At 69.6% G+C, this 13,772-nt stretch carries 14 protein-coding genes, 1 tRNA gene and 1 riboswitch; of the genes, 9 read left to right on the forward strand and 6 right to left on the reverse strand.

The genetic code is table 11. The features are described 5' to 3' along the window. Positions 1–43: 43 nt before the first annotated feature. Together ACFYVR_RS06275 and ACFYVR_RS06280 are read left to right on the forward strand one after the other, a co-directional pair. A complete protein-coding gene (locus tag ACFYVR_RS06275; RefSeq protein ID WP_387470800.1) occupies positions 44–1,408 on the forward strand; it encodes a lysine N(6)-hydroxylase/L-ornithine N(5)-oxygenase family protein in 1,365 nt (454 codons plus the stop codon). Next, positions 1,408–1,641, forward strand: coding sequence for an MbtH family protein (locus tag ACFYVR_RS06280; protein ID WP_387470802.1), 234 nt, complete (start codon positions 1,408–1,410; stop codon positions 1,639–1,641). Before ACFYVR_RS06275 ends, ACFYVR_RS06280 begins: the two co-directional genes overlap by 1 nt. A 128-nt stretch (positions 1,642–1,769) precedes the next feature. Here ACFYVR_RS06280 and ACFYVR_RS06285 read toward each other — a convergent pair whose 3' ends face one another. Beyond that, positions 1,770–2,144, reverse strand: a complete 375-nt coding sequence (locus ACFYVR_RS06285; RefSeq protein WP_387470804.1) for a nuclear transport factor 2 family protein — start codon at positions 2,142–2,144, stop codon at positions 1,770–1,772. Positions 2,145–2,261: 117 nt separating this feature from the next. On the opposite strand from ACFYVR_RS06285, the gene ACFYVR_RS06290 reads away from it, so the two are divergent. Next, a complete protein-coding gene (locus tag ACFYVR_RS06290) occupies positions 2,262–3,233 on the forward strand; it encodes an alpha/beta fold hydrolase (RefSeq protein WP_387470806.1) in 972 nt (323 codons plus the stop codon). Positions 3,234–3,308: 75 nt separating this feature from the next. On the opposite strand, the gene ACFYVR_RS06295 is transcribed toward ACFYVR_RS06290, so the two are convergent. Then, complete coding sequence (locus tag ACFYVR_RS06295) at positions 3,309–6,602, reverse strand: protein kinase (RefSeq protein ID WP_387470808.1); 3,294 nt, start codon at positions 6,600–6,602, stop codon at positions 3,309–3,311. Positions 6,603–6,807: 205 nt separating this feature from the next. On the opposite strand from ACFYVR_RS06295, the gene ACFYVR_RS06300 reads away from it, so the two are divergent. After that, a tRNA-Thr gene (locus ACFYVR_RS06300) sits at positions 6,808–6,882 on the forward strand. Positions 6,883–6,942: 60 nt separating this feature from the next. On the opposite strand, the gene ACFYVR_RS06305 is transcribed toward ACFYVR_RS06300, so the two are convergent. Continuing rightward, positions 6,943–7,308, reverse strand: a complete 366-nt coding sequence (locus ACFYVR_RS06305) for a hypothetical protein (protein ID WP_387470810.1) — start codon at positions 7,306–7,308, stop codon at positions 6,943–6,945. Between the two features lie 158 nt (positions 7,309–7,466). On the opposite strand from ACFYVR_RS06305, the gene ACFYVR_RS06310 reads away from it, so the two are divergent. The 3 genes from ACFYVR_RS06310 to ACFYVR_RS06320 are packed head-to-tail and all read left to right on the forward strand — an operon-like array spanning position 7,467 to position 8,715. Next, complete coding sequence (locus ACFYVR_RS06310) at positions 7,467–7,595, forward strand: hypothetical protein (RefSeq protein WP_387470812.1); 129 nt, start codon at positions 7,467–7,469, stop codon at positions 7,593–7,595. Positions 7,596–7,599: 4 nt separating this feature from the next. Next, complete coding sequence (locus ACFYVR_RS06315) at positions 7,600–7,980, forward strand: tail fiber domain-containing protein (protein WP_387470814.1); 381 nt, start codon at positions 7,600–7,602, stop codon at positions 7,978–7,980. 27 nt (positions 7,981–8,007) lie between these two features. Beyond that, positions 8,008–8,715, forward strand: coding sequence for a dienelactone hydrolase family protein (locus tag ACFYVR_RS06320; RefSeq protein WP_387470816.1), 708 nt, complete (start codon positions 8,008–8,010; stop codon positions 8,713–8,715). A gap of 12 nt (positions 8,716–8,727) precedes the next feature. On the opposite strand, the gene ACFYVR_RS06325 is transcribed toward ACFYVR_RS06320, so the two are convergent. From ACFYVR_RS06325 to ACFYVR_RS06335, 3 genes are all read right to left on the reverse strand, one after another. Further along, positions 8,728–9,972: an alpha/beta hydrolase family protein gene (locus tag ACFYVR_RS06325; RefSeq protein WP_387470818.1), complete on the reverse strand. Its 1,245-nt coding sequence runs from the start codon at positions 9,970–9,972 to the stop codon at positions 8,728–8,730. 254 nt (positions 9,973–10,226) lie between these two features. Next, positions 10,227–11,090 carry an ABC transporter gene (locus ACFYVR_RS06330; protein ID WP_387470820.1) on the reverse strand — a complete coding sequence of 288 codons (864 nt, stop codon included), beginning with the start codon at positions 11,088–11,090 and terminating at the stop codon, positions 10,227–10,229. 52 nt (positions 11,091–11,142) lie between these two features. Beyond that, complete coding sequence (locus ACFYVR_RS06335) at positions 11,143–11,457, reverse strand: DMT family transporter (RefSeq protein ID WP_387470822.1); 315 nt, start codon at positions 11,455–11,457, stop codon at positions 11,143–11,145. A 12-nt stretch (positions 11,458–11,469) separates the two neighbouring features. Beyond that, positions 11,470–11,535, reverse strand: a riboswitch (guanidine-III (ykkC-III) riboswitch). Positions 11,536–11,651: 116 nt separating this feature from the next. Between ACFYVR_RS06335 and ACFYVR_RS06340 the strand changes: the two genes are divergently transcribed. Further along, positions 11,652–12,356: a response regulator transcription factor gene (locus tag ACFYVR_RS06340; RefSeq protein ID WP_387470824.1), complete on the forward strand. Its 705-nt coding sequence runs from the start codon at positions 11,652–11,654 to the stop codon at positions 12,354–12,356. A gap of 4 nt (positions 12,357–12,360) precedes the next feature. After that, positions 12,361–13,764 carry a sensor histidine kinase gene (locus tag ACFYVR_RS06345; protein ID WP_387470826.1) on the forward strand — a complete coding sequence of 468 codons (1,404 nt, stop codon included), beginning with the start codon at positions 12,361–12,363 and terminating at the stop codon, positions 13,762–13,764. The last annotated feature ends 8 nt before the right edge of the window (positions 13,765–13,772 follow it).

Raw genomic sequence — 13,772 nt, forward strand, 5'->3', positions numbered from 1 at the left:
AAGACGGAACTGCCGCGTCGTGCGGCGAGGATGGACTACTGCGATGACTTCGACTCGGACGAACGAGGGTTCGGAGCCCGACGTGCTCGATGTGGTCGGGGTCGGATTCGGACCCTCGAATCTGGCGCTGGCCATCGCGATCGAGGAGCACAACGCCACCTGCGATCCGAACGAGCGGATCCACGCCCGCTTCGTCGAGCGCCAGGATCGTTTCGCCTGGCATCCCGGAATGCTCCTCGACGGCGCGACGATGCAGATCGCGTTCCCGAAGGACCTGGTGACGTTCCGGAATCCCGCGAGCACCTACAGCTTCTTCTCGTACCTGTTCGACAAGGGACGGCTGGTCGACTTCGTGAACCACCAGACCTTCTTCCCCAGTCGCCACGAGTTCAACGACTACCTGCAGTGGGCTGCCGGGCGAGTCGACGCCGACGTCCGGTACGGCGTCGAGGTCACCGGGATCACCGGCGCCGGCTCGGCGGACGGCACCGTCGACGAGTTCACCGTGCAGGTGTCCGACGGCGAGGTCCTGCGCACCCGCAACGTCGTCGTCGGCGCCGGACTCCGCGAGCGGCTGCCCGAGTGGGCGACCCCTTCCCCGCGGTGCTTCCACAACCATCGGTTCCTGTTCCATCTCGAGAAGCTGCCGGAGCTGCGCCACCAGCGGTTCGTCGTGCTCGGCGCCGGACAGAGCGCCGCCGAGGTAGTGCAGTACCTGCACCGGAACTTCCCGGAGGCCGAGGTGCACAGCGTCTTCTCCCGCTACGGCTACAGCCCGGCCGACGACAGCCCGTACGCCAACCGGATCTTCGACCCGGCCACCGTGGACGAGTTCCACGGCACCACCCCCGAGGAGCGGGAGCGGTTGCTCTCCATGCACAAGGGCACCAACTACTCCGTCGTCGACATCGAGTTGATCAACGAGCTCTACACCATCGAGTACCAGGAGATCGTTCGCGGCCGGCGGCGGCTGTTCATGCGCAAGGCGTCCGACATCGCGAAGGTCGTCGACGGTCCCGACGGCATCGAGGTCAGTGTGCGCAGCAACCTGGACGGTCTCACCGACATCCTCACCTGCGACGCCATGGTCCTCGCGACCGGATTCACCCCCACCCCGTTGCGTGAGATCCTCGGCGACCTCGCACCGGCAGGTGACGTGGTGACGGAGGTCGAGCGCGATTACCGGCTGCCGACCGCACCGAATGTCCGGGCAGGCATCTACCTGCAGGGCGGTACCGAGAAGACGCACGGGCTGACGGCGTCGCTGCTGTCGAACGTCGCGGTGCGCGCGGGAGAGATTCTCGGTTCGATCGTGGTACGGCGGTCAGCGAGAGATGATGTTGGTAGGGTCGAGGCTTCCACAGGGGTGGACAGCACATCGAACGAGTTTGCGACAAGCGAGGCCTGATGAGCACGAATCCATTTGACGACGAAGACGGCCGTTTCTATGTCCTCGTGAACGACGAGGAGCAGCACTCGCTGTGGCCGACCTTCTCCGAGGTCCCGCAGGGGTGGCGTGTGGTCTTCGGTGAGGACAGCCGACAGGCGTGCGTCGAGTACGTCGAACAGAACTGGACCGACATGCGGCCGAAGAGCCTGCGTGAGGCCATGGAGAAGGACAAGGCCGCGGGTAACGGCTGAGCCACCCTCACGCCCGAACCTCGGGTGACGCGCTCCGGGCCCGTTCCGCACTTCTCGCGGGATCGGGCACCGGAGCGTTCCCTTTGTCCGGTCGTAGTGCTGTGTCCGGTCGAAGTGCCGACACCGGGTCAGGACACCACGTCCTGCTCGGTGAGATCGGTCGCCGCGAGGGCGGACGCGAGATCGGGGTGCCGGAAGATCGCGGTCACCTGGTCGTGCACGACGCGGAACGCCGCCGCGCCGGCGGCGACCTGACCGGGTGCGTCCGCGGGCCCCGGCACCTCCTCGACCACGACCACCCCGGAGTGCACGAACATCCGTCCCGGGTTCAGTGTCAGCGCAGCGGTCGAAGCCCATTCGCGCAGGGCGCCGAGTCCCTGTGCGGCGCCCGCGGGGCCGGCGATCTCGATGTCGTCGCTGGACAGTGCCAGCAGCGTGTCGAGGTCGGACTCGTTCAGCGCGTCGTGCCACGCGAGGACCGTGGCGATCTCGGAGGTACTCATGATGTAACGCTATCGGTTTCCGGCCGGACCGGCGCGCGCTCGGACCCTGTCCGTGTTGCGTTCCCCGTCCGCGAACTATGCTGCGAAGACGCCCAGGTTGTCGAACGGGGCAATTCGATGATCGCGAAACACACCAGACCCCTCACCGTCCTGGCCTGCCTGTCGACGCTGCCGACGTTCGTGGCCGCGTGCGGTGGCCGCGCGGAGCAGGCCGAGGAGACGACCACCACGATGGTCGCGCCGGCACCCGACGTCGCGCAGACGTTCGACGTCGGCGGCGGCAGGCAGATGTACCTCGAGTGCAGCGGGACCGGGTCGCCGACGGTGGTGCTCGTCCCCGGTGCCGTCGCGGCGGCGCAGACGTGGAGCGAGGTCGAGGATCCGTCCGGCGCCGTCCATCCGAGCCAGTCCGCCGTGTTTCCCGAGGTCGCCACGTTCACGCGGGTCTGCTCGTACGACCGGGCCGGAACCGTCCGCGAGGACGACGAATTCACGTCGTCGACGCCGATGCCGCAGCCGACGACGCCGGAACGGGACGCGGCCGATCTGGCGGCCCTGCTGACCGCGGCGGGCGTGCCCGGACCGTACGTGCTCGTCGGGTGGTCGTACGGCGGCCCGGTCGCGCGGATGTACGCCGGCACACACCCGCATGCGGTGTCCGGTCTCGTACTCGTCGACGGCATGTCCGAATTCCTGCAGAACGAGTTGACCCCCGCCGACTTCTCCGTGTTCCTGGCGACGATCGAGCGTGACAACGAGGCCCGGCGGGCGCAGTGGGCCGACGTGGAGCAGGTCGACCCCGCCACCGTGTTCGCGCAGCTGCGGGCCGCCCCGGCCGTCCCCGCCATGCCCGTCGTCGTCCTCAGCGGGGACACCTTCGACGCGGACGCCTTCCGTGAGCGCCTGCCCGCCGACGCCCCGGCCGACTACCCGCAGACGTTCTGGGCGGCCCAACTGGCGTCGCAGGACGATCTGGCTCGCCTGTTCCCCGGCTCGCAACACATCACCCACACCGACAGCGGCCACGACATCCACCACGAGTCCCCGCGGCTGGTGATCGACGCGATCCGCGGCGTCTCGGGCAACTAGAGTGAACGAGTCTCCCGATTCCCTTGTCGACCAACGTATTCGGCTCGCCTGACGGGTGGGGTCGCTGCCCGGTGGTCAGTGTTGTCGCTGCTCGACGACCCAGGCCGCGATCTGTGCCCGCGAGGTGAAGCCGAGTTTGGTCAGGATGTGCTCGATGTGTCCGTCGGCGGTGCGTGGGGAGATGACCAGGCGGGAGGCGATGGCCTTGTTGGTCATGCCCTCGGCGACGAGGTCGGCGACCTGCCGCTCCCTCTTGGTCAGCTCGGCAGACGCGACCGAGGCGGGCCGCGCGGTCGCGGGTTCCACACCGAGCGCGTAGGCGATGGCTTCGTCGAGGTCGAGCGCACTGCCTTCGAGGTGTGCGGTCTCGAACGCCCGCTGGCCGAGCGTCCGGCGCGCGCTCCGCTCGCTCGCCTCGTGATGGACGAGCAGGCCCGGGTACAGCACGGTGTATGCGCCCGTCGTCCGGCCCAGGGCCTGCGCCGCACCCAACAGCACGGCGGCGCGTCGGGCGCTGCCCTCGGTGGACACGATCCAGGCCACTACCTCGAGGCACGCCGCGCCCAGGAACGGGTCTCCCCGCCGTCGGACCAGTCCGAGCCCCTGCTGAAGCAGCCGCAGCGCGCGGTCCCGATCACCGTGACGCCACACCGCGACCGCGGCACCCCACAGTGCGTACGACCGCCACACCGATTCGCCGCGGGGCTCGGTGATCGCGAGGGACTCCTCGCGACACCGGAGCGCCCCCGCGGTGTCCTGTTGGAGCTCGTCGGCCCATCCGAGGTTGTGGAGCGACGAGACCTGGGCAATGAGGTCGCCCTGCGTGACGAACGCGTCGTGCGCTCGCGTCAACAGCACGCTCGCCGGGGCAAGGTCGCCGGTGTAGACCGCGTGGCGCCCCTCGGTGAGGTCCACCCACGCGCGCACAGCCGGGTCCGTGGATCGTTCGGCGATGGCCCGGGCTTCGGCGACCAGAGCGGTGGACGCGGCGATGTCCCCCTGGACATCGGCCAGTGCACAGGTCCAGCACAAGCCCCTCGCGCGGACCACGGACGCGGTGACGGGGGCAGCTGCGACGGCACGGTCGAGCCAATGCCGTCCCTCACCGAGCCGGCCGCACGAGAACCAGAAGGCGTGCAGCGCCGACGCGAAGGACAGGACGTCCTCCGATCCCGCGTCGTCGGTGAGGGCGAATTCGAGAGCCTCGCGGAGGTTGGGCTGTTCCCGGTCGAGGCGGTCGATCCAGTCGAGCTGCCGGTCACTGATCCACTGCGACTCGGCATCGAGGGCGAGTTGCCGGTACCAGTGCAGGTGCCGCCGCTGCAGGTCGAGGTGCTCGTCGGACTCGCGCAGCCGTTCGCGTCCGTAGTCGCGCAGGGTCTCGAGCATCCGGAACCGGACCGCTGCGCCCGACTGCTCCCGGATCAGGATGGACTTGTCGACCAGGCACACCAGTAGGTCGACCAGGTCGTCCGGTCCCTCGTCCCACCGGCACACCTGCTCGGCGGCGTCGAGTTCGACACTGCCGGCGAACACCGACAACTGTGCCCAGAGTCGTCGTTCGGCCGGAGTGCACAGGTCGTGACTCCAGTCGATGCACAGGCGCAGGGCCTGCTGACGGGTCGGCGCCCCGCGGCCGCCGAGCGCGAGCAGTGTGAAGCGGTCCGTGAGCCGCTGCAGGATCTGCTCGGGCGAGAGCACCCGCAACCGCGCCGCGGCGAGCTCGATGGCCAGCGGCAGCCCCTCGAGCTGCGCGCAGATCTGCGCCACGGTGGCCGCGTTGTCCGCGGTGAGCTCGAACCCCGGCAGTGCGGCGGCCGCCCGCTCGACGAACAAGCCGACCGCATCGCAGGCCCGCACCTCTCGCGGCGACGGTTCACGGCCGGGATCGGGGACCGTCAGCGGCGGCACCCGCAGCACCGCCTCACCGCCGATGCCCATGGATTCGCGGCTGGTGGCGAGAATCCGAACCGTCGGGCAGGCGCGCAGCAGCGTCTCGGCCAGCGTCGCCGCCGCGTCGACCACCTGTTCGCAGTTGTCGAGGACCAGCAGAAGCTCCCGCTGGGCCAGGAAGTCCACCAGGACCTGCGTCAGTGGCCTGGTGGACTGCGGGCGCAGCCCGAGCGCGGCGGCCACCATCGCCTCGAGCAGCGCCCCGTCCCGCAACTCGCCCAGCTCGACCAGCCACACCCCGTCCGCGAACACCCGCCTGGAGTTCGCCGCGACGCGCAGCGCCAATCGTGTCTTGCCCACGCCACCGATCCCGGTCAACGTCACCAGCCGCGATACCGTCAGCAACCGCTTCGCCTCCGTCAACTCGGCGCGGCGGCCGACGAACGTGGACAACTCGACCGGGATGTTGCCTCCGCTCGTCGCAGACGCGCCGAGCGGCATGCGGACGGGGGTGCGGCCGGTGGTCAGCGGCACCGGCGGCTGATCCGGGCCGTCGGTCGGTTCCTCCGAGGTCGGTTCGCCGCGTAATGCCATCCCGTCGACCGGGAACCCGCTGCGGGCCTGCAACTCCTGGAGCCGTTCGCCCAGCGCCGCCGCGGTGGGCCTGGACTCCGGTGCGCGGGACATGGCGTGCTCGATCACCGCGGCCACGTCCGCGTCGACGCCGCCCTCGCGCAGGTCCGGCACCGGCGCGGTGGTGATCCGCAGGAACTGCGCCACCACCTGTTCGCCGCTGCGACGTTCGAACGCGGCGTGCCCGGTCAGCGCCGCGAACAGGGTGGCGCCGAGTCCGTACACGTCCGCGGCCGGTGTCGGCGGATCCCCGGCGAGCACCTCGGGCGCGGTGAACGCCGGCGACCCGGTGACCGTGCCGGTCGCGGTCTCGAACCCGCCGGTGATGTGTGCGATACCGAAATCCGTCAGGGCCGGTTCGCCGTAGTCGGTGAGCAGGATGTTCGCCGGTTTGACGTCGCGGTGCAGGATCCCGGCCCGGTGCGCGGTCTCGAGTGCCGCGGCCGTCTTCACCCCGAGCCGCAGCACCTCCGGTGTGGTGAGCGGCCCGTGCCGCCGGATCCGGGCCTCGAGCGAACCCTGACGGTGATACGGCATCACCAGATACGGCCGACCGATGTCGGTGGTCCCGACCTGCAGCACTGCGGCGATGTTCGGATGCCCGGTCAGCCGGCCCATCGCCCGCTGCTCACGCAGGAACCGCTCCCGGTTCGTCTCGTCCCACTCGGCGGTGAGCACCTTCACCGCCACCGTCCGCTCCAGGGCGGGCTGGTGACAGCGATACACCACACCGAAACCGCCGCGCCCGATCTCCTCCGGATCGTCGAACCCGGCCGCACCGAGGTCGTCCCCGATCACGGTGGCCACGTCACGTTGTGTTCGCAGCGGATCGCTGTCAGTCATCAGGCACATGCTCTCCGCCACCCCGCGACCCCCGACGTCGGGGCGACATGCTCACTACTCGGGCGGTCGTATCGTTCCAGAATATCGCTGCCGGACTGCGCCTTTCCGGTCGCGCGAGGGGACGTCGTCCAGGGAACGTGGCGCACCGGGGGCTCCGGTTTGTGAACCGCCGCGGCCGCCTGGATATGATGGGCGCGCTTCACCCGCCTCCTTAGCTCAGTGGTAGAGCACTCGCCTTGTAAGCGAAAGGTCGTCAGTTCAATCCTGACAGGGGGCTCCACCGCGACCTGAATGCAGCAACGCCCCCGCAACGTCGGCGGGGGCGTGCAGCAGGAAAGGCTCAGCAGCTTCCCGCGACCGCCGCGTTCATCCCACGCTCGAAGTCGGCCTTGTCCTGCTCCGACTTGCCCGCCCAGTCCGGCTCCGCCTGCGCGAGGGTGAGGAACTCGTCGCCGATCGCCTGCACGGCGGCGTCGTCCGCGGCCAGCCCGGATTCCTTCATCGTCTCGATGTAGGCGAGCACACCGTTACAGGTGTCGAGATAGACGTCGCCGGTCGTGGCCGGCTCCGCCAGGCTGTCCGACGTCGACTGCGCGGCCGACGTGGCGCTCGCCGACGAGGTGTCGGACGAGTCGTCGGATCCACAGCCGACGGCGAGCGCGGACACGGAGGCGGCCGCGAGTGCGGCGAACACGATGCGTTTCATGACCGGTATCTGTATCAGACCGTTGCGGAAAACCGGGCATCGGTCCGGCGGTTGCATTCGTCGCCCCGGAGGACCACCGTTGAGGGTGTTCATTTCGTGGGGCTGCCCCGCGCGAGGCCGCCCCGACACACGACTTCACGAGAAGCGTTGGAGGAATCATGCTCGGACTCGCGATCGGTCTCGGTGGAGCGGCAGTGGGACTCGGACTCGGGTTGCTCGGTGCCGGCGTCGGGATCCTCCTCAGTGACATCGGAGCAAAGCGTCACATCCGCCCGCTGCGACCGTGATCCGGTGAGTGCAGCACATCTGACGGCGCACCACCCGCTCGCGTGGATACGGTCCCACGCGAGTCGCAGACGGGGCGTGGACACCGGCGCCGACATTCCGGACGGTGCCAACGAGGTACTGGAACGTCTCGCGGCGCTCCCGCTGAGCGTGTGGAACTACCGCTTCGACCACGAGTCGGTGCGGCACCTCGGGCCGATGGCACAGGACTTCGCCGCCGTGTTCGGTCTCGGTTCGTCGCAGCGCAGCATCGCCCAGGTCGACGCCAACGGTGTCTGCATGGCCAGCATCCAGGCGCTGTACCGGCGGCTCGTCGAGGTCGAGAAGGAACTCGACCGGCTGCGGGCCGCGGAAGCTCACCGGATCGACGATGGTCGGCTAACCTGACGCCAGTCGAACCCTGGAGGTCGCCGGATGCCCGACATCACCTTCGACACCCCCGACGGCTCCATCGACGCGCTCCTCGAGCAACCCGGCGGCGCAGATCCGCATCCGGGAGTGGTCGTCGTCCACGACGCGCTCGGCCTCAGTGCGGATATCCGCGCGATCACCCGCGACATCGCGGACCACGGATATCTGACGCTGGCTCCGGACCTGTACTCCCGGGGCGGTGCCGCCCGGTGCGTCACGCGGGTGTTCCGCGAGCTGGTCGGACGCCAGGGTCGCGCGGTGACCGACCTGCTCGCGGCGCGTGATCATCTGATCGCGCGTCCCGACTGCACCGGCGCGGTGGCGGTGGTGGGCTTCTGCATGGGCGGAGGGTTCGCATTGGCCTTGTCGCCCATGGGTTTCGATGCATCGGCACCGTTCTACGGCGTACTGCCACGCCATCTCGACGAGGCACTGTCCGGGGCCTGCCCGATCGTCGCGAGCTTCGGGGCACGCGACCCGATCCTGCCGCGCGCGGGCCGTCGGCTCACCGAGACACTGGAACGGCACGGAGTCCCGCACGACGTCAAGACCTACCCCGGAGTCGGACACAGCTTCGCGAACCATCTGCCTGCCGGGCCCGCGACACCCCTGCTGCGGGTCGTCGGCTTCCATTACGGCGAGGAGCAGTCCCGTGACGCGTGGCGTCGGGTGTACGCCTTCCTCGGCGAGCACCTGTCCGGGTCGCGCTAGAGGACCGCTCCGTCAGCGGCGGAGCCTGCCCTCGAGCCAGCCGAACATGCGCTCGTCGGTCAGCAGCCGCGCCATCGGCTGGCAGTGGAAGTTCGCGCCCTCCGCCGCGGTGAACGGGGACAGCACGGTCGGCCCACCCGCGCGGTCGGCGAGTTCCTTCGACTGGCCGGGCCAGAACTGCTCACCCTCCGGATCGAGGACCAGCAGTGGGGTGGTGATCTGCGCGGCTTCGTCGTCGGTGAGGGTGTACCGGTGCACCTCGGTGAGCGTGTCGAAGTAACCGTCCTGCAGGTACGGTCGGGCGCGGAACTTCCACGTCCGCGCGGCCTCGGGGGAGAACTTCAACCCCAGTGCCATGTCGCGGTCGAAGGCGTCCCTGTTTCCCGCGCGGAACAACTTCATCAGGCTGCTCGGAATGTTGAGGCTCCACGACGCGGCGACGTCCACCACACCGGGGTCCGCGACCGCCGCCGCGAAGCGGTTCTCGTACGCCAGCGCTCGCCCGATCCAGAAACCGCCCTGACTGATCCCGTACAACGCGAGCCGACCGGCGTCGACATCGGATCGCGCGAGCACGAAGTCGACCACCGGAGTGAGGACCACCTCCCAGTCGGGCCGGAATCCGACGCCCCGCTCGAAGAGCATCGACTGCTGCCCCGGACCGTCGAAGACCAGCACGTTGTAGCCGCGGGCGAGGGCTCCGGCCGCCCCGGAACTCCACAACCCGCTGACCGCGCCGTCGCTGCCGTTGACCATCACCAGCGTCGGGCGGGCGGCGCCGTCCGCGTCCGGGCGGAAGAACCAACCGGGCAGCGTGTCCTGCTCGTACGGGATCGCGACGCGTTCGACGATCCGGTCGGTGGTGTCGACGAAACCGTCCCAGCTGGACCGGTGCAGGCGGAACGTCGGCACCAGCAGGTCGTCGGACTTGCGCCCGCTCACCGAATTGACCGCCACGGCGAAATAGTTTGCGGCCCTGAGATAAGCGAGGGAGGCGCTCACCCTGTGGCCCGCGGCGGCCTCCGCGTCGGCGGCCGCCCGAATCCGGCTTCCGGTGTCGTGCCACGCCTGAAACCAGTGGTCGTGGTCGTTGTTGGAGACCCCGTCGATCGTCGACAGGACCTCGCCGACGTCCGCCCCGCCGAAGGGCGCGGCGCCGAGGACGTACCGCACCGAGAAATCGAAATCCGCACTCGGGTAGAAACCAGCGCTGAACGCCCGGTGCGGGCGAGGGGCGAAGGCGGGGAACTCCGGCATGGTCGGCTCCGTTCGCGTCGGCGTCGCTCGGGCGGTGCGGTACCGGTGACCGCCCGGCACCGTAGTGAACCTCTGTGAGAGCGCAACACGGGTGATGCTGAACATGAAACGTGCTCCGCGAGTGCCTCGCAACATTTCGGGGCGCCGGGCGAAACCCGCTCGACGTCACACCCGTCCCGTCCGGCCGCATTCCCGACCGGCGAACTCCTCGCCGGTGTCCTCAACCTCCCGGGCCGCGAATTACGCGCAGGCCGTCACTGGGGGAGTTCCGTTGTGCTGTACCGGCCACCTTTGAGCCAGCGGCCGGGCAGTTTCCCCGCGAGGTCGCCGAGCGGGCCCACGGCGGCGGACAGCACACCGACCGTTTCCCGGAGCAACTCGACGCTCTCACCCAGGTGCTCGAGGTTCGGTGCGAGGGAGGTCAGTGTCTCCGACAGCGAGACGATCTGATCGAGCGGCCCACCCTCCGCGATGATCCGCTCCAGCTGCCCGTCCTTTGCGAGCAGGGACTCGAGGACGCCACCCTCCTCGAGCGCGCGATCGATGATCCCGCCCTCCCTGGTGAGGGTTTCGAGTGGGCCCGCGGTGGCGGTCAGACGTTCGAGTGGCCCGTCCTCGGCCGTCAGCCGGTCCAGCAGGCCGCCCGGGGCAAGCAGACGTTCGACGGGGCCGTCCTCCTCGAGCAGGCGGTCCACCGGGCCGCCGGGCGCGAGGACGCGCTCGAGTGGGCCGCCGGGCTCGAGAATGCGTTCGAGGGTGCCGTCGTGCGAAGTGAGCCGGTCGACCACACCGCCCTCCGCGAGCAACCGGTCGAGGGTGCCACCCGGCGACGTGAGACGGTCGACGACGCCGCCCTCGGCGAGCAGACGGTCCAGCGGTCCGCCGGGCTGCAGAGCCCGCCCGAGCGGCCGCTGATCCGAAGCGACCTCCGCCACCTGCTGCAGCAACTTCAGTGGATTCGACGTGTTCGTCGTGGTCAGCGTGCCGGCGCCGACGGGGGCGGCAGAGGACACCACGACACGGGCCGCGCCGAGCGCCGACGCCGCGGCCGCGAGAGCCGAGTCGGCGACGGCCAGCGTCGCCCGCGCCGGCAGTGTGACCATCGCCACCAGATTCATGCGATTACTGTAACCCGCCGCCGACGGGCACCGGTCGGATCCTGCCGGGGGGTCAGTGCAACACCTTCAGCCCGATCACACAGCCGACGATGCCGGCGATCAGCAGGACCTTCACGACCGAGGCCGACTCGGTGCCGGTGACCATCGCACAGCCGACAGTCAGCGCGGCCCCGACACCGACCCACACCGCGTAGGCCGTGCCGATCGGCAGCGTGCGCATCGCGTACGCGAGCCCCGCCATGCTCGCGACGAGGGCGACACCGAACAGGGCGGACGGAGCGAGTCGGGTGAAGCCGGCCGATCTGCCGAGCGCAGTGGCCCAGACGGCTTCGAGCACACCGGAAACGACGAGGACGAGCCAGGCCATGGAAATCTCTCCCAGGCACCGTCTTTTCGCTGGCCGGGTACGGTGCGCTCGTCCGGGTGTCGTCGTCGACGCCTCCACCGTAGCAACGCCTCACCGGCGGTCGGGCACGGATGTGAGCGACCTGACCGTCGGCTCACAGGAAACTCGCAGCCAGCGGTCAGCCTTCGGTCAGCGATCCGGGTGATGATGGTGCTGTGACTGGCACGAAGACCGATGCGAAGATCCTGATCGTCGACGACGAACCCAACATCGTCGAACTGTTGTCCGTGAGTCTGCGCTTCCAGGGCTTCGAGGTCGAAACCGCGTCCACCGGCGCCGAAGGCCTCGACAAGGCGAAGGCATTCCGGCCGGACGCACTGATCCTGGACGTGATGATGCCGGGAATGGACGGCTTCGGTCTGCTCCGCCGCCTGCGCGCCGACGGCATCGAGGCGCCCGTGCTGTTCCTCACCGCGAAGGACGCCGTCGAAGACAAGGTCACCGGCCTGACCCTCGGCGCCGACGACTACGTCACCAAACCGTTCAGCCTCGAGGAAGTCGTCGCCCGGCTACGGGTCATCCTCCGTCGCGTCGCACGCGACCCGAACGTCGTCGAACCGTCACGGATCTCCTTCGCCGACATCGAACTCGACGACGACACCCACGAGGTGTGGAAGGCGGGGAAACCCGTGTCGCTGTCGCCGACCGAGTTCACCCTCCTGCGGTACTTCATGGTCAACGCCGGTGTGGTGCTGAGCAAGCCGCGCATCCTCGATCACGTGTGGCACTACGACTTCGGCGGTGAGGTCGGCGTCGTCGAGTCCTACGTGTCCTACCTGCGACGCAAGGTCGACACCACCGAGCCGCGTCTGATCCACACGCTGCGGGGCGTCGGGTACGTCCTGCGCGAGCCGAGGTAGCGGCATGCACCGACTGCGCCGCGCGCCGCTGCGCTTCACACTGGTCGCGGCGCTGCTGGTGCTGGCCGCCCTCGGCCTGCTCGCCTCCGGTGTCGCGGTGACCTCGGCGATGAAGAACTCCCTGATCTCCCGGGTCGACACCTCGCTGCGGGAGGCGTCGCTGACCTGGGCGAAACCCCGCACTCACCCGCTGCCGCCGCCCACCGCCGAGGTGGGGCCGTCGCGGCCCCCGAGCCAGTTCTACGTGCGCAGCGAAACCTCCGACGGCACCACCCGCATGGTGATCAACGACCTCGCCGTCGAACCCGACCTGCCCGACGACCTCGGCGACAAGCCGGTGACCGTCGGCTCCGTCGGCAATCCCGGCAAGAACTGGCGGGCCCTGACCACCACCACGGCCGACGGAACGGTCACCGTGGCGGTGCGTCTCGGGGACGTCGACGCCACCGTCGAGCGGCTCATCGGACTGCAGGTCGGTATCGGCGTCGCGGTCCTGATCGCGCTCGGGGTCATCGGGTACTTCGTGGTGCGGCGCAGCCTGCGTCCACTCGTCGAAGTCGAGGAGACCGCCGCCGCGATCGCGGAAGGCCGCCTGCACCAACGAATCCCCGAGCGCGACGAGCGCACCGAGGTCGGTCGCCTGACGGTGGCCCTGAACAGCATGCTGGAGCAGATCCAGGCGGCGTTCTCGGCGACCGCGGCGTCCGAGGAGTCCGCTCGCCGGTCCGAGGAGAAGATGCGTCGCTTCGTCGCCGACGCCAGCCACGAACTACGCACCCCGCTGACGACGATCCGCGGATTCGCGGAGCTGTACCGGCAGGGAGCGATTCCCGACGCCGGGCAGGCCATGTCGCGAATCGAGGCGGAGGCGTCACGGATGGGCCTGCTCGTCGAGGACCTGCTGATGCTGGCACGTCTCGACGCGCAGCGACCCCTGGAACAGTCGCCGGTCGACCTGCTGACGGTTGCGTCCGACGGCGTGCACGCCGCCCGCGCGATGGCACCCGAACGCGCCATCGCACTGGAGGTCGTCGACGGGCCGGGCCGGCCCGAGGTGCTCGGCGACGACGCCCGTATCCGTCAGATCCTGACCAACCTCGTCGGCAATGCACTCGGCCACACACCCGCCGATGCGGCGATCACCGTGCGGGTCGGCACCGTCGGCGAGTACGCGCTGTTCGAAGTCGCCGACACCGGCCCGGGGCTCGACGCCGAAGCGCGCGAACGCGTTTTCGAACGCTTCTACCGAGCCGACTCGTCGCGGACACGCCAGTCCGGGGGCAGCGGACTGGGACTGTCCATCGTCGCCGCACTCGTGGCCGCGCACGGGGGCACGGTGACCGCCGACTCGCCCGACGGTGGGGGAGCGGTGTTCCGGGTGCTGTTGCCGCGCACGGACGGTGACTGATCAGGCCG

Source organism: Rhodococcus sp. NPDC003318 (genome assembly GCF_042879035.1).
Lineage (GTDB): Bacteria > Actinomycetota > Actinomycetes > Mycobacteriales > Mycobacteriaceae > Rhodococcus_G.